The 17,482-nt window shown below is 72.3% G+C and carries 13 protein-coding genes; 10 read left to right on the forward strand and 3 right to left on the reverse strand.

From position 1 onward, the window contains the following. Window positions 1–43: 43 nt before the first annotated feature. The 3 genes from GQ466_RS29145 to GQ466_RS29155 all read left to right on the forward strand — a co-directional run bounded on the left by GQ466_RS29145 (window position 44) and on the right by GQ466_RS29155 (window position 3,544). The gene (locus tag GQ466_RS29145) at window positions 44–1,243 is read left to right on the forward strand and encodes an SfnB family sulfur acquisition oxidoreductase (protein ID WP_161106282.1); all 1,200 of its coding nucleotides are present in this window, start codon (window positions 44–46) and stop codon (window positions 1,241–1,243) included. Between the two features lie 18 nt (window positions 1,244–1,261). Further along, window positions 1,262–2,434 (forward strand): LLM class flavin-dependent oxidoreductase, encoded by a 1,173-nt coding sequence (locus GQ466_RS29150; protein ID WP_161106283.1) that lies wholly within the window; start codon window positions 1,262–1,264, stop codon window positions 2,432–2,434. 387 nt (window positions 2,435–2,821) lie between these two features. Further along, the gene (locus tag GQ466_RS29155) at window positions 2,822–3,544 is read left to right on the forward strand and encodes a GNAT family N-acetyltransferase (RefSeq protein WP_161106284.1); all 723 of its coding nucleotides are present in this window, start codon (window positions 2,822–2,824) and stop codon (window positions 3,542–3,544) included. Window positions 3,545–3,628: 84 nt separating this feature from the next. Here the strand turns inward: GQ466_RS29155 and GQ466_RS29160 are convergent, their stop codons facing one another. From GQ466_RS29160 to GQ466_RS29170, 3 genes are read right to left on the reverse strand one after another with little or no spacing between them, the layout of a single operon-like run. After that, window positions 3,629–6,208 carry an ABC transporter ATP-binding protein/permease gene (locus tag GQ466_RS29160; RefSeq protein ID WP_161106285.1) on the reverse strand — a complete coding sequence of 860 codons (2,580 nt, stop codon included), beginning with the start codon at window positions 6,206–6,208 and terminating at the stop codon, window positions 3,629–3,631. Between the two features lies 1 nt (window position 6,209). After that, entirely contained in the window at window positions 6,210–7,304 is a 1,095-nt protein-coding gene (locus GQ466_RS29165; RefSeq protein ID WP_161106286.1) for an ABC transporter permease, read from the reverse strand. 4 nt (window positions 7,305–7,308) lie between these two features. Then, window positions 7,309–8,955, reverse strand: a complete 1,647-nt coding sequence (locus tag GQ466_RS29170; RefSeq protein ID WP_161106287.1) for an ABC transporter substrate-binding protein — start codon at window positions 8,953–8,955, stop codon at window positions 7,309–7,311. 488 nt (window positions 8,956–9,443) lie between these two features. Here GQ466_RS29170 and GQ466_RS29175 point away from each other — a divergent pair, with 488 nt between their 5' ends. The 7 genes from GQ466_RS29175 (at window position 9,444) to GQ466_RS29205 (ending at window position 17,469) form a co-directional block, all read left to right on the forward strand. Continuing rightward, window positions 9,444–11,000 (forward strand): ABC transporter substrate-binding protein, encoded by a 1,557-nt coding sequence (locus GQ466_RS29175; RefSeq protein WP_337193669.1) that lies wholly within the window; start codon window positions 9,444–9,446, stop codon window positions 10,998–11,000. Between the two features lie 5 nt (window positions 11,001–11,005). Further along, on the forward strand, window positions 11,006–11,953 hold the full coding sequence (locus GQ466_RS29180; protein WP_161106288.1) for an ABC transporter permease: 948 nt from the start codon (window positions 11,006–11,008) through the stop codon (window positions 11,951–11,953). Between the two features lie 79 nt (window positions 11,954–12,032). Beyond that, window positions 12,033–12,932 carry an ABC transporter permease gene (locus GQ466_RS29185; protein ID WP_161106289.1) on the forward strand — a complete coding sequence of 300 codons (900 nt, stop codon included), beginning with the start codon at window positions 12,033–12,035 and terminating at the stop codon, window positions 12,930–12,932. Beyond that, entirely contained in the window at window positions 12,929–14,572 is a 1,644-nt protein-coding gene (locus tag GQ466_RS29190; RefSeq protein WP_161106290.1) for a dipeptide ABC transporter ATP-binding protein, read from the forward strand. Before GQ466_RS29185 ends, GQ466_RS29190 begins: the two co-directional genes overlap by 4 nt. After that, window positions 14,569–15,378, forward strand: coding sequence for a DUF1684 domain-containing protein (locus GQ466_RS29195; protein WP_161106291.1), 810 nt, complete (start codon window positions 14,569–14,571; stop codon window positions 15,376–15,378). Before GQ466_RS29190 ends, GQ466_RS29195 begins: the two co-directional genes overlap by 4 nt. A 2-nt stretch (window positions 15,379–15,380) precedes the next feature. Then, window positions 15,381–16,394 (forward strand): LLM class flavin-dependent oxidoreductase, encoded by a 1,014-nt coding sequence (locus GQ466_RS29200; RefSeq protein ID WP_161106292.1) that lies wholly within the window; start codon window positions 15,381–15,383, stop codon window positions 16,392–16,394. Between the two features lie 19 nt (window positions 16,395–16,413). Beyond that, a complete protein-coding gene (locus GQ466_RS29205; protein ID WP_161106293.1) occupies window positions 16,414–17,469 on the forward strand; it encodes an LLM class flavin-dependent oxidoreductase in 1,056 nt (351 codons plus the stop codon). Window positions 17,470–17,482: the final 13 nt, after the last annotated feature.

Below are 17,482 nucleotides of genomic sequence, written 5' to 3' on the forward strand. Positions count from 1 at the left end.
GGGCGGCTCGGGCCGCCCGCCGGGTCCGGACGGAGACCCCCGCATGGCCCATCTCATCCGTACCGCCGGCGAGGCCGTCGAGGTCGCCCGCAAGCTCGCCGCCGCGTTCGCTCCCGGTGCGGGCGCACGCGACGCCGAGCGGCGGGCGCCCGCCGCCGAACTCGCGGAGCTGTCGGAGTCCGGACTGCTCGGCATCGCCGTACCGGCCCGCTTCGGCGGCGCGGAGGCGGACGCGCCGACGCTCGCCGAGGTGTTCCGGACGCTCGCCGCCGCCGACGCGAGCCTCGCGCAGATCCCGCAGAGCCACTTCGTGTTCCTCGACGCCCTGCGTCGGCTCGGGACCGAGGAGCAGCAGGCCCGGTACTTCGCCGCGGCGCTGGCCGGGGAGCGGTTCGCCAACGCGCAGTCCGAGCGGGGCGGGCGAACGGCGGCCGACGACGCGACGACGCTGCGTCCCGTGCCCGGCGGTTACGTGCTGGACGGCGAGAAGTTCTACAGCACGGGCGCGCTCTTCGCGGACTGGCTCGTCGTGCGCGCTGTCCTCACCGACGCACCGCCCCCGCCCGGCGGCGGGCCCGCGCGGGGGCTCGCCTACATCCGTCGCGGAACGCCCGGCGTCACGGTCGAGGACGACTGGGACGGCATGGGACAGCGCACGACCGCGAGCGGCACGGTCCGGCTCGCGTCGGTACGGGTCGACGCGGACCAGGTCGTCCCGTACACGCCGCTGTTCGACGGGCCGACGACCTACGGCGCCCGCGCCCAGCTTCTCCATGCCGCCATCGACGCCGGCATCGCGCGCGGCGCGCTGGACGCGGCGGCCGTCGCGGTGGCGAAGGCCCGGCCGTGGTTCGAGAGCGGCGCGGACACCGCCGCCGAGGACCCGCTGGTCGTCCAGCAGGCGGGCGAGATCGAGATCATCGTCCGGGGCGCCGAGGCGCTGCTGCGGGAGGCCGCCTTGGCGATCGACGCCGCCGAACCCGAGCCGACCGCCGACGCCGCCGCCCGCGCGTCCGTGGCGACCGCCGTCGCGAAGGTCGCCGCCGCCCGCGCCGCGGTCGACGCGTCGTCGGCGCTGTTCGAGCTGGGCGGCACCCGGTCTGCCGCCGCGTCCCTCAACCTGTCCCGCCACTGGCGGGACGCGCGCACGCACACCCTGCACGACCCGGGCCGGTGGAAGGTGCAGCACGTCGGCCGCTGGCTGCTGTCGCGCACCCCGCCGCCGCGCCACGGTCTGCTCTGAGAAAGGATCCCCACCCCCATGTCCCTCACGCTGCACTGGTTCCTGCCCACCTACGGCGATTCGCGGTTCATCGTCGGCGGCGGCCACGGGCAGCCCGCGGGCGTCGCGTCCGGTGACCGGCGCGCCTCGATCGGCTATCTGGCGTCGATCGCGCGCGCCGCCGAGGAGTTCGGCTTCGCCGGCGCGCTCACGCCCACCGGCGCGTGGTGCGAGGACGCGTGGCTGACGACGGCGATGCTGGCGCGCGAGTCCGAACGCCTCGCGTTCCTCGTGGCGTTCCGGCCCGGCCTGATCAGCCCGACGCTCGCCGCGCAGATGGCGGCGACGTTCTCGGCGCACGCGCCCGGACGGCTGCTGCTCAACGTGGTGACGGGCGGCGAGGCGCACGAGCAGCGCGCGTACGGCGACCATCTGTCCAAGGACGAGCGCTACGCGCGCTGCGACGAGTTCCTGTCGGTCGTCCGGCAGCTCTGGGCGGGTGAGACCGTCACCCATCGCGGCGCGCACCTGGACATCGACGCGGCGCGGCTGCCGACCATCCCCGACCCGGTCCCGCCTCTGTACTTCGGCGGCTCCTCGGCGGCGGCCGGCCCGGTCGCGGCCTCGCACGCCGACGTCTACCTCACCTGGGGCGAGCCGCTGGACGCCGTCGCCCGCAAGATCGAGTGGATCCGCGGTCTGGCCGCCGCCCGCGGCCGTCGGCTCAGGTTCGGGATCCGGCTCCACGTCCTCACTCGCGACACCGCCGAGGACGCCTGGGCGCAGGCGGGACGGCTCGTGGACGCGCTCGGCGAGGACGTCGTCGCCGCCGCGCAGGCCAATCTCGCGCGCAGCGAGTCCACCGGGCAGCGCCGGATGCGGGAACTGCACGAGCGCAGCCGCGCCGACGGCACCTGGCGCGACCCGCACGCCCTGGAGATCGCGCCGAACCTGTGGGCCGGGGTCGGGCTCGTGCGCGGCGGCGCGGGGACGGCGCTGGTCGGCAGCCACGGCGAGGTGGCCGACCGCATCGCGGAGTACGCGGCGCTCGGGATCGACGAGTTCGTCCTGTCCGGCTATCCGCACCTGGAAGAGCTGTACTGGTTCGGGGAGGGAGTGCTCCCCCGCCTCATCGAACGCGGCCTGTTCCCCCAGACCGGCACCACCGGGACCGGCCACACCCCATTCCTGCCGAAGGCCGTCTCATCGTGACCTCTGCGTCCCGAGCCCACCTGCCTGGACGGCGCTACCAACCGAGTCATTTCTCGCCCTTCAGCCGTCCGGACACCGCGTCCGTCCTCGCTCGTCCCCTCGCCCGTCCCCTCGGCCGTTGCCGCGCAGTGTCCGTCGTTGCTCCTCCCTTCGACCGCTCCGGCGCGACGTCCGTTCTTCCTGACGCCCTGCGCGGCCACGACGGCCGGGAGCGCTCCGCCGGGCCGTTCCGGGCGACGACGGCGCCCCGCGGCCGAAGCACGCGCGAGCACGTGGCACGATGCAAACGCCGACCGTGACGACGCCGCGAACCCGCCGTCCGGACACCGGTCGGCCTCGATCCCAGGCCGGGTCGAGCGCGCGGACGTCCTTCGGTGAGGAGAGACCATGCTGGAAGCAGGTGCCAAGCCCCCGCACGGCGACCCCGAGACGCCACGGCACCCGCTCGACAATCCCGTGCACTCGTCGCTGGACGGCCCGCACGCCGGCTTCGCCGAACGGCACGGCAGCGCCGTCCGCTACGCCACCGACGTGTCGCCGTTCGGAGCGCTGCCGATCGAGCCGTCCGCGTCCGACTGGGCCGACGCCGCCGCCCTCGCCGGACCGGGCGGCCAGTTCACCGTCGCCGGCGTGACGTCCTTCCCCGACGACTGGGAAAGGATCTTCACCATTCCGGGCGTGCAGCTCGTCGGCTCGGCCGCCGACGGCCGGCCCGACCCCGAGGCCGTCGTGCTCACCCCGGCTGACGTGCCCGAGATGCTCGACCTGGTCGCCCGCACCGAGCCCGGCCCCTTCGCATCGCGCACCATCGAACTCGGGACCTATCTCGGGATCCGCCGTGACGGCCGCCTCGTCGTGATGGCGGGCGAACGCATGCACCCGCCCGGCCACACTGAGATCAGCGCGGTCTGCACCGACCCCGACTATCGCGGCCACGGCCTCGCCACCCGTCTCATCCGCGCCGTCATCGCCGGCATCCACGCCCGGGGTGAGACGCCGTTCCTGCACGCCGCCGCGAGCAACGTCACCGCCGTACGTCTCTACGAGTCCTTGGGCTTCCATCTCCGCCGCGAGATCCTCTTCACCGCTCTCCGCGTTCCTTCCGCCTGACCCGCATCGCCTCGATGGCACCCATCGCTCCCTCAATACCGCTCGTCCGGCACGCCGGACGCGGAGCGACGCGGGGGTCGCCGCTCATGCCGTCGCCTCGTCGGCCAGGCGGTGCGCGCGCCGAGCCGCCTGCTCGACCGGGTCGGGAACCGGCGACGCGGCGATGAGCCGCCGCGTGTAGTCGTGCGCGGGGCTGGTGAGCACCTGCCGCCGCTCGCCCTCCTCGACGAGCCGGCCCCGGTACAGGACGCCGACCCGGTCGGCGAGGGCGTTCACGACGGCGAGATCGTGGCTGATGAACAGCACGGCGAACCCGAGTTCCTTCTGCAGCGCGGCGAACAGGTCCAGGACGCGCTGCTGGACGGAGACGTCCAGCGCACTGGTGGGTTCGTCGGCGATGAGCAGCCGGGGCTGCAGCGCGAGCGCGCGGGCGAGCGCGGCGCGCTGCCGCTGTCCGCCGGACAGTTCGTGCGGATAGCGGCCGGCATGGCCCGCGTCGAGCTGCACCGCGTCGAGCAGTTCGCCGACCCGGCGCCGAACCTCGGCGGCCGTCGGGTCGCCGTGCGCGCGGAGAGGTTCGGCGATCCCGTCCCCGATGGTGCGCTTGGGGTTGAACGAGGTCGCCGGATCCTGGAACACGAAGCCGAGGTGTCTGCGGACCGTCCGGAACTGCCGCTCCCGCGATCCGGCCAGGTCCACGCCGAGCACGCGCAGGTCTCCGCCTGCCGGGACGAGCCCGGCGACGGCGCGCGCGATGGTGGTCTTGCCGGAGCCGGACTCGCCGACGAGCCCGAGCACCTCGCCGCGCGCGATGCGCAGATCCACGCCGTCCACCGCGCGGAACGCCGGGCTCCCCAGCCGCCCCGGATACTCGACCACCAGGCCGCGCGCCTCCACCACGGTGTCACCAGAGAGCGGCGGGGACGCCGGACGCTCGACGGACAGCCGCGGCACCGCCGCGAGGAGCGCCCGGGTGTACTCGTGGCGCGGCGCGGCGAAGAGAGTACGGACGTCGGCCTGCTCCACCAGCCGTCCGCGGCGCATCACCGCGACCCGGTCGGCGAGATCGGCGACGACGCCCATGTTGTGGGTGATCAGGACGATGGCGACATGGCGCGTGTCGCGCAGGTCCCGCAGCAGGTCGAGGATGTCGGCCTGCACGGTGACGTCGAGCGCCGTCGTGGGCTCGTCGGCGACGAGCAGCGGCGCGTCCAGCGCGAGCGCCAGGGCGATGACGATCCGCTGCTGCTGGCCGCCGGAGAACTGGTGCGGATAGTGGCCGACCCGCAGGTCAGGGTCCGGAATGCCGACGCGGTCGAGCAGTTCCACCGCCCGTGCGCGCGCTTGGCGCCGGGTGATCGAGCGGTGTGCGCGCAGCGCCTCGGCGATCTGCCAACCGACCGTGTGGACGGGGTTCAGCGCCGTCCCCGGCTCCTGGAAGATCACCGCGATGTCGCGGCCCCGTACGCGCCGGAGTTCACGCCCTCCCGCCCGAAGCACGTCCCGTCCCCGGACGAGCACGACGCCGCGCGCGCTCGCCGTATCGGGCAGCAGGGCGAGCGCGGACCGCGCCGTGACGGTCTTGCCCGACCCCGACTCGCCGACGATGGCGAGGATCTCCCCGGGCGCGACGGTGAGGCTCACGTCCTCGACCGCGTCCACCGTGCCGCCGTCGGTCGTGAAACTCACCGAGAGATGCTCGACGTCCAGCAGCCCGGCGCTCTCGCGGACCTCCGCAGGACCCGGCGGCGGCTCGCGACGCGGCGTGCGCCGAGCCCGCAACCGCGGGTCGCGGACGTCGTTGAGCCCCTCGCCGAACAGCGTGATGCCGAGGACCGTCAGCGCGATCGCGAGGCCGGGGAACAGGGCCGTCCACCAGATCCCCGCGGCGATGTCGGACTGCGCGCGGTTCAGGTCGTAACCCCACTCCGCAGCCGCCGTCGGCTCGATGCCGTAGCCGACGAACCCGAGGCCGGCCAGCGTCGCGACCGCTCCCCCGGCGTTCAGCGTGACGACGAGCGGCAGCGTCCGGGTGGCGTTGACGAGGATGTGGCGGACCAGGATCCGCCGGCGCGGCACGCCCACGACGCGCGCCGACTCGACGAACGGCTCGTGTTTGAGGCGGGTGGTCTCCGCGCGCACGACGCGGAAGTACTGCGGCAGGAAGATGATCGTGACCGTGACGGCGGTGGACAGGATGCCGGACCACCGTCCGGACGAGCCGCCGCTGACGACGATCGCCAGGACGATGGCGAGCAGCAGCGCGGGAAACGCGTAGATCGCATCGGTCAGGGCGACCAGGACACCGTCGGCCCTCCCGCCCGCGTAGCCCGAGGCCAGGCCGAGCAGCGAGCCGAGCAGCAGCGCTACAACCGTCCCGGCGACGATCACTTCGAACGCTGTCTGCGACCCCCAGATGACGCGGGACAGCACGTCGTATCCGCCGACGGTCGTGCCGAGCCAGTGCCGCGCCGAGGGCGGACGCTGCGCGCCGAAGTAGCCGTGCGCGTCCCGCAGCTGCGCGAACCCGTACGGCGCGAGCAGCGGCGCGAACACCGCCACGACCACGACGGCCGCGACGACCGCCCCTCCGGCCAGCAGCATTCCGCGCTGGTAGCCGTGGGCGCGCGGGATCAACCGGCGCACGCTCGGTCGGACGGCCATCTCAGTACCTCACCCGGGGGTCGATGACGGCGGCGAGCACGTCCACGAGGAAGTTCACGACGGCGACGATCACCGCGAGGACCACGACGATGCCCTGGACCGCCACGTAGTCGCGCGCCTGGAGGTACTGCGCGAGTTCGTAGCCGAGTCCCTTCCACTCGAAGGTGATCTCGGTGAGCACCGCGCCGCCGAGCAGCGACGCGACCTGAAGGCCCATCACGGTGATGATCGGAACGAGCGCGGGCCGCGCCGCGTGCCGGGTCGTCAGCCGCCACTCGCCGACCCCGCGCGAGCGGGCGGCGAGGACGTAGTCGGCGTCCAGCGTGCTCATCAGGTTCGTCCGGAACAGCCGGAGGAAGATCCCGGTGCTGAGCAGTCCGAGCGCGACCGCCGGGAGCACCGCGTGCTGGAGGACGTCCGCGGCCATCGGACCGTCGCCGGCGCGCAGCGCGTCGAGGAGATAGATCCCGCTCTTGTGACCGCGCACCTCAAGCGCGATCTCATCGGCGGTGGTGAGGCGCCCGTTGACGGGCAGCCATCCCAGCCGGGCCGCGAAGACCAGCTTGAGCAGCAGCCCGACGAAGAACACCGGCGTCGCGTAGGTGAGGATCGCGAAGATCCGCAACGCGACGTCGGCGCCGCGGTCCCGCAGCCGCGCGGCGACGGTGCCGAGCACCGGGCCGACGGCGAGCGCCACGACCAGCGAGTACACGACCAGTTCGAGCGTCGCGGTGCCGTAGGTCGTCAGCATGGAGCCGACCCGCACGTGGTCGGTGAACGTCGTGCCGAAGTCGCCTCGCGCGATGTCGCCGAGGTAGTCGGCGTACTGCGCGAACACGTTGCGGTCGTAGCCCGCCTCGTGGATCCTCTGGCGGAGTTGCGCGGCGGTGAGCCGGTCGCCGTAGGCGGCGGTGATCGGGTCGCCGATGACGCGCATCAGGAAGAACACGACGGTCGTCAGCACGAACACGGTCGGCAGGATCAGCAGGAACCGCACCAGGACGTAGCGGCCGAGCCCGAGACCGCGCGGACGCGGCCGGGTCGTCTCGGGCTCGGCGCCCGCGCCCTCGCCGGGCGCCTCGACGAGGGTCGTCATCGGATCAGGACGCCTTCTTCAGCGCCCCGAACGGGAGACCGCCGGTCTTCAGCGCCTCCTGGACGCCGCCGACCCGTCCGTCGGCGACCGCGTTGGACGAACTCTGCAGCAGCGGGACGATCGGCAGCGCCGCCGCGAGCGCCTGCTGGATCCGCAGGGAGAGCGCGGCGCGCTTGTCGTCGCCCGGCGTGGTGGCCTGCTGGTCGATCAGGTCGATGAGCGCGGGGTCCTCGTAGTGGTTGCCGATGAAGCCGTTCTTGCCGTAGAGGGGCTGGAAGAAGTCCTGCGCGTCGAGGTAGTCGGCGAACCAGCCGAGCTGGAACTCGGGATAGGCGTCGGCGACCCGCTGCTTGGCGTACTGCGTCCAGTCGGTGGACTGCAGCTTCACGGTGAACAGCCCGGTGGACTCCAGCTGGTTCTTGACCAGCGCGAACTCGTCCGAGCTGGAGGCGCCGTAGTGGTCGGTGTTGTACTGGAGCTGCAGCGTCACCGGCGTCGTGACGCCGGCGGCCTTCAGGACGGCCGCGGCCTTGGCCTTGTCCGGTCCACCGTTGCCGTCGCCGTAAAGGCCCTTGAGGACGGGGCTGCCGGTCGGGACCGCGTCGGGAAGGAACGTGTAGACCGGCTGGTAGGTGTTCTTGTACACCTGCGCCGCCAGGCCGGACCGGTCGATCGCGTGGGCGACCGCCTGCCGGACGGCGAGCGCCTTCTTCGGGTCGGCCTGGCTCGTGCCCGTCCCGTACGGCTGGGTCTTGAAGTTGAAAACGAGGTACCGGAAGCCCGTCGCCGCGCCGTGGTAGACGGTGAGGCCCTTCTGCTTGCTCAGCGAGTCCAGGTTCGTGATGGACAGGGTCCGGGTGGCCAGGTCGACGCCGCCCTGTTGAAGGTCCAGCTTCAGATTGTCCTCCAGCGCGTAGTACTTGAGGTTCACCGTCGGGAACGACGGCTTGCCGAGGATGCCCTGGTAGTTGGGGTTGGCGCGGAACTGGACGAGTTGGTTGGCCGTGAAGCTGCCGATCGTGTACGGCCCCGCGAACGGCTTCTTGGCGACGATCGCCGCGTCCGGCGTCACGGCGGTCGGAGAGAAGACGGTGTTGTCGACGATCTCTCCGGCGCCGCTGGCCAGCACCTGCGGGAACACCTGGTCATTGGCGGCCTTGAGATGGAACAGGACGGTGGTGGCGTCCGGCGTCTCCACCCGGTCGAGGTCGTAGAGCAGCGAGGACGGGCCGTTGGTGCTCGCGATCTTCAGTTGCCGGTCGAAGCTGAACTTGACGTCCTGCGACGTCAGCGCGTTGCCGTTGGCGAACTTCAGTCCGGGCTTGAGGACGACCTTGTAGACCTTCGGCGCGGTGAACCCCGCGGACGCGGCCAGGTTGGGCTTCAGGACACCGCTGCCGGCCGGACGGTCGAGCAGCGTCGCGTACACCTGGGCGATGACGGCTCCCGACCCGGCGTCGAAGGAGCCGGCCGGGTCGAGGGCGTACACCTTGTCGGTCGTTCCGATGGTCACCGTGTCGCCCGAACCCGAGCCGGCGGTCCCGTCCGAGCCTCCGCAGGCGGCGAGCAGGAGGCTCGCGGCGACGGCCGAGGCGGCTGCGGCGAGCCGCCGCCGGGTCGGCGCGGCCCACCGGGGTCGTGGAGTGCTCATCGTGGCGCCACCCTTCATTGTCCATCAAATTTGTCGGAATACTAGGGTATAGATCGGATCACCGCTCCACTTCCGGCCGGATGCGGACGACTCGGCCATCCCACCCTCGACCCGTACGGGACTCCGCGCGGGGCGACTTCAGTGACGACCGGGCGATGAAGCACTCGCCGTACGCGCACGAGACCCCGGACACCGGGCCCCGATCCGCCGCAACTCCCCCGGACAAGTCGCCAATTTCCTACTTTGTAGGTAGGTATTGACGACTCCATCGCTTCGTGGTTACGGTGACGAGGCCAGTCAGCCCCACCGTTTGGAGCGGTCCCGGGCCGCCCTCCGCCCCCTCTTCACGCCGAGTTCGCGCGCACTACCGCCGCCGGTCGGCACGACCCCCGACGGGAGAACCTTCCGTGAGTCCGACCCTGCAATCAACGCCGAGTCCCGCACCGCGCCATCGCGGGCGCCTGGCGATCGCCGGATCCTTCGCCGCCGTGAGCACGCTGCTCCTGAGCGCCTGCGGCTCCGGCGACGGCGATGCCGGGACGGGCTCGCCGTCCAGCGGCGGCACGCTCACCTTCGCCGTCGGCTCGGACGCCGGGTGCGTCGACCCGCAGCAGGTCGGCAGCAACGACACGATCTACTCCACGCGTCAGCTCGTGGACTCCCTCACCGACCAGGACCCGGCCACCGGCAAGATCGTCCCCTGGCTCGCCGAGAGCTGGACGGTCAGCAAGGACGCCACGACGTTCACGTTCAAGCTGCGTCCCGGCGTGACGTTCAGCGACGGCACCCCGCTGACCGCCCAGGTCGTCAAGGAGAACTTCGACGCGGTGCCGAAGCTCGGCATCCGCGCCCTCCTCGCGAAGAGCTATCTCGCCGGGTACGCGGGCACGACGGTGGTGGACGACCACACCGCGAAGGTGACGTTCAAGCAGCCGAACGCGCAGTTCCTCCAGGCCAGCTCGACCTTCTCGCTCGGCATCGAGTCGTCGGCGAGCGTGCGCAGGACGCCGGAGGAGCGCTGCACCAAGGGCGTCAGCGGCTCGGGGCCGTTCACGCTGTCGTCGTACGTCCCGAACCAGTCGATCGCCCTGGCCAAGCGCAAGGGCTACGCCTGGGGCTCGTCTCTCTTCAAGAAGAAGGGCGAGGCGTACCTCGACAAGCTCGTCTTCAAGATCGTCTCGGAGTCGGGCGTGCGGACCGGCAGCCTCCAGTCCGGCCAGGTCGACGCGATCGGCAGCGTCGGCCTCGCCGACGAGGCGGCGTTGAAGGGCGCGGGCGTCCGTCTCCAGGCGCGGGCCAACCCGGGCGTCGTCTTCGGCCTCGGATTCAACGAGTCCCGGCCGCTGTTCAAGGACGAGAAGATCCGCCAGGCGATCTCACTCGCGATCGACCGGGCGCAGATCGCCGGCACGGTCTACCCGAGCGGCACCAAGCCCGCGACGAGCGTCCTGTCGCACACGACGCCGTCCTACACCGACCTCGGCGCCAAGCTGGCGCTGGACAAGGCGCGGGCCGGCTCGCTCCTGGACCAGGCGGGATGGAAGCCCGGCCCGGACGGGATCCGCAGCAAGAACGGCGCGAAGCTGAGCTTCACCATCACGTGGGCTCCCGTCGCCGCCACCAACCAGCCGTCGCTGGAACTGATCCAGCAGCAGCTCAAGGCCGTCGGCGTGGACGTGACGCTCAAGCTGATCCAGGTCGCGCAGTTCCAGGTGATCCAGCAGAAGAGCGATTTCGACGCGCTGTGGGGCAACATCACCCGGGCCGATCCCGACATCCTGCGCACCTCGTACTCCACCGCGCTCGCCAACATCTACCGCCTGCCGCCGTCCGAGCTGGACAAGCTGCTCGACGGACAGGTCGCGGCGGACGACCCGGCCGAACGGGCCAAGCTGGTCGGGCAGGCCCAGCAGTGGATCGTCGAGCACGCCGTCGTCGCCCCGGTGGTGGAACTGCAGACCGAGCTCGGCGTGGCGAAGAAGGTCCACGACCTCACCTTCGACGCGTCCAGCCGCATCCAGCTCCACGACACCTGGATCGGCTGAGCGCGATGCGCCGGTATGTGATCAGACGGGTCGTGCAGGCGGCGGGCGTGCTGTGGGCGGCCTACACGGTCGCGTTCCTCGTGCTCGACTACCTGCCCGGCGATCCCGTCTCGGCGATGGCCGGGCAGGGCCTCGACCAGACGTCGACCGATCCGGCGCAGATCGCGCAGCTCAAGCACGAGTACGGCTTCGACAAGCCCGTGCTGGTGCAGTACGCGGAGTATCTCGGCAGGGCGGTCCGGGGCGACTTCGGCGACTCGGTGGCCACCGGCCGCCCGGTCACCTCGACGCTCGCGGACGCCCTGCCCGCGACGCTCCAGCTCACGACGGCCGCACTGCTGCTCGCGATCCTGGTCGGAGGCGGCCTCGCGGTCCTCGCGACCTACACGTCGATGCGGTGGCTGCGGCAGGTGCTGCTGTCGCTGCCGCCGCTCGGGGTGTCGGTGCCGACGTTCTGGGTCGGGCTCATGCTGGTCGAACTGTTCTCCTTCCGCGCCCATCTGTTCCCGGCGTTCGGGAACGACGGCCTGCGCGGGCTGGTGCTCCCGGCGATCGCGCTGGCGATTCCGTCCGGCGCGCTGATCTCGCAGGTGCTCGCCAAGAGCCTGCTCAACACGCTGAACGAGCCGTATGTGCAGACGGCGCGGGCCAAAGGCGCGGGACGGGCGCGCGTCCATCTGCGGCACGCCCTGCGCAACGCGTCGCTTCCCGCGTTGACGGTCATCGGTGTGCTGGCCGGGCAGCTCATGGCGAACTCGGTCGTCATCGAGACCGTGTTCTCCCGCAACGGCCTCGGACGCGTCACGGCGACCGCGGTTGGTAGCCAGGACATCCCGGTCGTCCAGGGCGTCGTGGTGTTCGGCTCGTTCGTCTTCGTCCTGGTCAACCTGGTCATCGACCTCGTCTATCCGCTGATCGACCCGCGCATCGTCGTCGCCGGGAGGCCCGCATGAACGAGCCGTGGCCGCGCGCCGCGCGCCGGACCGAGCAGCCGAACGCCGACGGCGCGCGATACGGACGGGTGGAGGGCGCATGAGCCAGATGGTGGACGAGGGCGTCGCCGCCGAGGCGGCCGTCGGTCTCGGCGTCCCGGTCGAGAAGGGCCGGGACGGTGCGGGCGTCGTGCGGTTCTTCCTGCGCCGTCCCGGGCTGGTGCTCTCGATCGTCATGGTCGTGCTGGTCGTTCTCGCGGCGTTCTGGCCGAACCTGTTCACCTCGCGCGACCCACTGACGGGCGTCCCGGCGCAGCGGTTCCAGGCACCGGGCGGCGCGCACTGGTTCGGCACCGACGAACTCGGCCGCGACGTGTTCTCGCGGATCGTGCACGGCGCGGCCCTGTCGATGAAGGCGACGCTCATCGCCGTCGCCGTGGCGATCGTCGTCGGCGGGCTGCTCGGCCTCGCGGCCGGCTTCGTGGGCCGCTGGGTGGACGACGTGCTGATGCGAGCGGTGGACGTCCTGCTCTCGATTCCCGCGCTGTTCCTGTCGCTCGCGCTGGTCACGGCGCTCGGCTACGGCACGATGAAGGTCGCGATAGCCGTGGGCATCGCGAGCGTCGCGACGTTCGCGCGGGTGATGCGCGCCGAGGTGCTGCGCGTGCGGCAGGCCACGTACGTCGAGGCGTCGCGGTCCTGCGGCACGCGCTGGTACGGCGTGCTCGGGCGGCATGTCCTGCCGAACGCGATCGGCCCGGTCCTGGTGCTCGCCACGCTCGACTTCGGCACGTCGATCCTCGCGGTGTCCTCGCTGAGCTTCCTCGGCTACGGCGCGCCCCCGCCGGCGCCGGAGTGGGGGACGGTGATCGCCGCCGGACGCAACTATCTGGCCAACGCGTGGTGGCTGACCGCGCTGCCGGGATTCGTCATCGCGGCGACCGTGCTCGCCACCAACCGGATCGCGCGGGCCCTGGACGGGGAGTGGACGCGCCGATGAGCGACAGCCTTCTGAGCATCAACGGCCTGGCCGTCTCCTACCGGACCCGGACGGGCCGCGTGCCAGCCGTACGAGGAGTGGACCTGGACGTGCGTCCGGGCGAGATCGTCGCGCTGGTCGGCGAGTCCGGTTCGGGAAAGAGCACCCTCGCGCACGCGGTGATCCGGCTGCTCGCCGACAACGCCTCGATCGACGCGGGCCGGGTCGAGTTCGACGGCGCGGACCTGACCGGGTTGTCCGAGAAGGAGCTGCGCACCGTGCGCGGCGCGCGGATCGGCCTCGTCCCCCAGGATCCGGGCGTCTCGCTGAATCCGGTGAAGCGGGTCGGCGAGCAGGTGGCCGAGGTGCTGCGGCTGCACGATCTGTCGACACGCCGGTCCACGCCCGCCGACGCGATCGAGGTGCTGGAGCGCGCCGGGCTGCCCGAGCCCGCGCTGCGGGCGCGTCAGTATCCGCACGAGTTGTCCGGTGGGATGCGGCAGCGGGTGCTCATCGCGATCGCCATCGCCGCCCGGCCGAAACTGATCGTCGCCGACGAGCCCACCAGCGCGCTGGACGTCACCGTGCAGCGCCGGATCCTCGATCACCTGCAGCATCTGACCGAGGAACTGGGCAGCGCGGTCCTGCTCGTCACGCACGACCTCGGCGTCGCCGCGGACCGGGCGCAACGGATCGCGGTGATGTCGCGCGGCCGGATCGTGGAGTCCGGCCCGGCCCGGGACGTCCTCGACGCGCCGTCCGACGCCTACACCCGCCGCCTGCTCGCCAGCGCGCCGAGCCTGTCCGTCGCGCGCCCCCGCACGAACCCGGCGGCGCCGGCACCGGCCGAAACGCCGCTGGTGACCGTCGAGAACCTGGTCAAGGAGTTCCGGCTTCCCCAAGGGGCGGGCGCGAAGCGGATCGTGCGCGCGGTGGACGGCATCGACCTGGCCGTCCGGCGCGGCGAGACGCTGGCGCTGGTCGGCGAGTCGGGTTCGGGCAAATCGACCACGGCCCGCCTGGTCCTGCGGCTCGCGCAGCCGACCTCGGGCCGCATCGTGTTCGACGGCGAGGACGTGACGGCGGCGCGCGGCGGCCGGTTGCGCGGCCTGCGGCGACGGGCGCAGCTCGTCTACCAGAACCCCTACGCCTCGCTCGACCCCAGGTTCTCGATCGGCGAGGTGATCAGCGAGCCGCTGCGCGCGTTCCGCGTCGGCGACCGCGCGTCCCGCGCCGAGCGCGCCCGGCACCTGCTGGAACGCGTCGCCCTCCCCGCTTCGATCCTCGACCGCAGGCCCGCCGAGCTGTCGGGCGGCCAGCGGCAGCGGGTCGCGATCGCCCGCGCGCTCGCGCTCTCCCCCGACCTCGTGGTCTGCGACGAGCCCGTCTCCGCGCTGGACGTCTCGGTGCAGGCCCAGGTTCTGGAGCTGCTCGCGGAGCTGCAGGCCGACACCGGCGTCGCGTACCTGCTCATCTCGCACGACCTGGCCGTGGTCCGGCAGATCGCGCACCGGGTCGCCGTGATGCGGGCCGGGCGGATCGTGGAGACGGGCGCGACCGACGAGCTGTTCGACCACCCGGAGCACCCCTACACCCGGGACCTGCTCGCCGCCATTCCCGGCGGCGGCGTTCACTCACGGCACTACGAGGAGCGGACATGACGATCGAGGCGACCGAGAACACTTTCGTCCAGGAGTGGCGGGCGTGGCGGCAGGCGCACCACGACCGGCTCGCCGACCCCCACGGCTTTCTCGCGATCACCGGGCTGCGCTGGCTGAGCGACGAACCGCAGCGCTTCCCCGACGCGCCGGGCACCTGGTCCACCGGACCGGACGGCGTCGTGGTGGTCCTTGACGACGGCGAGGAACTGATCGTCGACGGGACGACCGTGCGCGGCGAGCACCGGTTCGGCGTGCTGGCCGAGCGCAGCAGCGTCTTCGCCCTGTGGAAGGACGCGGCGATCGAGGTCGCGAAGCGGGGCGGGAACGACATCGTCCGGCCCCGGCACCCCGAGCACTCACTGCGGCTGCAGTTCCAGGGCACGCCCGACTACGAGCCGGATCCGCGCTGGGTGGTGAAGGGCCGCTACATCGCGTTCGACGAGCCCGTCCCGACCACGGTCGGCGCGTCCGTGGAAGGACTTGAGCACGTCTACGACGCCCCGGGACGCGTCGATTTCGAGCTGGACGGCACCGCGCTGAGCCTGACCGCGTTCCCGGGCAAGGACGCGGGCGACCTGATCATCCTGTTCACCGACGAGACGTCGGGGGTCACCACCTACGCGGCCAACCGGGTGCTCAACGTCGGCGCGCCGGACGCCGACGGGACCGTGACCCTCGACTTCAACAGGGCCGCGAACCTGCCGTGCGCCTACACCGACTTCGCGACCTGCCCGCTGCCGCCGGCCGGGAACCGGCTGCCCGTCGCGGTCGAGGCGGGCCAGAAGATCCCCTACGAGCGCGCCTGACGATGGCCGTCGAATCACTGGCGTTCCTCACGCCCGGGAACTACCCCGACGACGACCCGCGCTCGGGTCTGGAGGACACGCTGCGGCTGTTCGAGTTCGGCGAGCGCCTCGGGTACGACGGCGCGTGGATCCGGCAGCGGCACCTCGAACACGGCGTGTCGTCGGCGGCCGTGTTCCTGGCCGCCGCGAGCCAGCGCACCGAGCGCATCCAGCTCGGCACCGCGGTCATCCCGATCGGCTACGAGAACCCGTTCCGGCTCGCCGAGGATCTCGCGACCCTCGACGTCCTCTCGCACGGCCGGCTCCAGGCCGGTTTCAGCACCGGCATGCCCCACGCCGACCTGCTCGGCGACCTGGTGCACGACGGGGACTGGCGCGACTACGACCTGTCCTACGGCCGCATCGTCCGGCTGCTGGAGAACCTGCGGGGCGACTACCTCGGCGGCGAGGACACGCGCATCCAGTCACCGGGGAACGTGCAGCGGCCCCGGCTGCAACCGCACAGCCCGGGGCTGCTGAACCGGGTCTGGTACGGCGGTGCAAGCCTTCGCTCGGCGCGCTGGGCGAGCGAGCGAGGGCTGAACCTGCTGACCGGCAACATCGTCCACGGTGACGACGTCGGCGACGACTTCCAGACCGTGCAGCTCGCGCTGATCGAGGAATACCGGCGGCTGCGGCCGTCCGGGCGGATCGCGCTCGGACGGGTCGTCGTCCCGTTCGACAGCGCGGACACCGCCGCGCGCGAGCGGTACCGCGCTTACGCGGCCGGCCGCCGCGAACGCACCCTCAAGCCCCACGGCGAGCGGCGCACACTGTTCGCCCCCGACCTGGTCGGGACGTCGGAGGAGATCGTGGAACGGCTGCTCGCCGACCGCGCGGTCGCCGCCGTGTCGGAGCTGCGCCTCGAACTTCCCTACGAGTTCGACCGGCGCGACTACGAGCAGATCCTCCACGACGTCCGGCACGCGGTCGCCCCTCGGCTCGGCTGGCGCGTCCCAGCGAGCGTTCCGGCGTGACCGGCCCGAAAGGATCACGATGAGCGGTTCCCGACTGTTCCTGGCCGTCGACCTGGACGGCGACGGCGCCCACCCGGCGGCCTGGCGGCACTCCGGCCGTCCGCCCGGCTCCGTGCTCACCCCGCAGGCGTTGCGGGCGTCCGTCTCGGCCGCCGAAACCGCCGGTTTCACGCTGGCCACGTTCGCCGACACCCCCGTTCCGCCCGGCGACGGGCCGACTCCGGCAGGCCGGATCGAGGCCGGTACCCGGGCGGCGTTCGTGTCGACGACGACCGACCGGATCGGTCTCGCCCCGACCTTGCACGTGACGACCACCGAACCGTTCCACCTCGCCACGCAGTTGGCGAGCCTGGACCACGCCAGTAACGGCAGGGCCGGCTGGGTCGTGGGCGCGGCCGGCGACGAGGCGTCCCTGGCCACGATCGGCGCCACCGCGCCGGACGCCGCGGCGTTGCGCCGCGAGGTGCTCGACGTCGTCGACGCCGCGCGGCTGCTCTGGGATTCCTGGGAGGACGACGCCGTCATCAAGGAGTCCCGGACCGGCCGCTATCTCGACGCGGACCGGGTCCATCACGTCGACTTCGAGGGCGCGACCTTCACGGTCAAAGGACCGCTGATCACTCCTCGGCCTCCGCAAGGGCAGGTGGTGGTGCTCGCTCCCGCCGCCCTCGACGTCGACGACCGCGCCGACATCGTCCTGGTGGACGGCCCGGACGCCGAGGACCGCGAGGCCCTCGCGTTCGCCGAAGTGGAGATCGTGCTCGGCACGACGACCGCGCAGGCCGAGGAACGGGCCGCCCGGCTCGACGCCGACGCCGCATGGCCCCGCTCGCGGCGGCTCCGCCACGTCGGCACGCCCGACGGGCTCGTGGAACTGCTGCGGTCGCTCGCAGTGACGTTCGACGGGGTGCGGCTCCACCCCGCAGTGCTCGCGACCGAGTTCGAGCTGCTGATCAGCGACGTCCTCCCGGTCCTCGCCGACGAGGGGCTGTTCCGTCCGCCCGCGCCCGGCGCCACGCTGCGCGACAGTCTCGGACTGCCGCGCCCCGCCAACCGGTTCGCCGCCGCATCGTGAGGTGATTCCCGAC

Source organism: Actinomadura rayongensis, from assembly GCF_009831215.1.
Taxonomy (GTDB): Bacteria; Actinomycetota; Actinomycetes; order Streptosporangiales; family Streptosporangiaceae; genus Spirillospora; species Spirillospora rayongensis.

Bases quoted from the DNA above. Each gene is read 5' to 3' on its own strand.
- GQ466_RS29145 (WP_161106282.1), top strand. From the start codon at position 44: ATGGCCCATCTCATCCGTACCGCCGGCGAGGCCGTCGAGGTCGCCCGC.
- GQ466_RS29150 (WP_161106283.1), top strand. From the start codon at position 1,262: ATGTCCCTCACGCTGCACTGGTTCCTGCCCACCTACGGCGATTCGCGG.
- GQ466_RS29155 (WP_161106284.1), top strand. From the start codon at position 2,822: ATGCTGGAAGCAGGTGCCAAGCCCCCGCACGGCGACCCCGAGACGCCA.
- GQ466_RS29160 (WP_161106285.1), bottom strand. From the start codon at position 6,208: ATGGCCGTCCGACCGAGCGTGCGCCGGTTGATCCCGCGCGCCCACGGC.
- GQ466_RS29165 (WP_161106286.1), bottom strand. From the start codon at position 7,304: ATGACGACCCTCGTCGAGGCGCCCGGCGAGGGCGCGGGCGCCGAGCCC.
- GQ466_RS29170 (WP_161106287.1), bottom strand. From the start codon at position 8,955: ATGAGCACTCCACGACCCCGGTGGGCCGCGCCGACCCGGCGGCGGCTC.
- GQ466_RS29180 (WP_161106288.1), top strand. From the start codon at position 11,006: ATGCGCCGGTATGTGATCAGACGGGTCGTGCAGGCGGCGGGCGTGCTG.
- GQ466_RS29185 (WP_161106289.1), top strand. From the start codon at position 12,033: ATGAGCCAGATGGTGGACGAGGGCGTCGCCGCCGAGGCGGCCGTCGGT.
- GQ466_RS29190 (WP_161106290.1), top strand. From the start codon at position 12,929: ATGAGCGACAGCCTTCTGAGCATCAACGGCCTGGCCGTCTCCTACCGG.
- GQ466_RS29195 (WP_161106291.1), top strand. From the start codon at position 14,569: ATGACGATCGAGGCGACCGAGAACACTTTCGTCCAGGAGTGGCGGGCG.
- GQ466_RS29200 (WP_161106292.1), top strand. From the start codon at position 15,381: ATGGCCGTCGAATCACTGGCGTTCCTCACGCCCGGGAACTACCCCGAC.
- GQ466_RS29205 (WP_161106293.1), top strand. From the start codon at position 16,414: ATGAGCGGTTCCCGACTGTTCCTGGCCGTCGACCTGGACGGCGACGGC.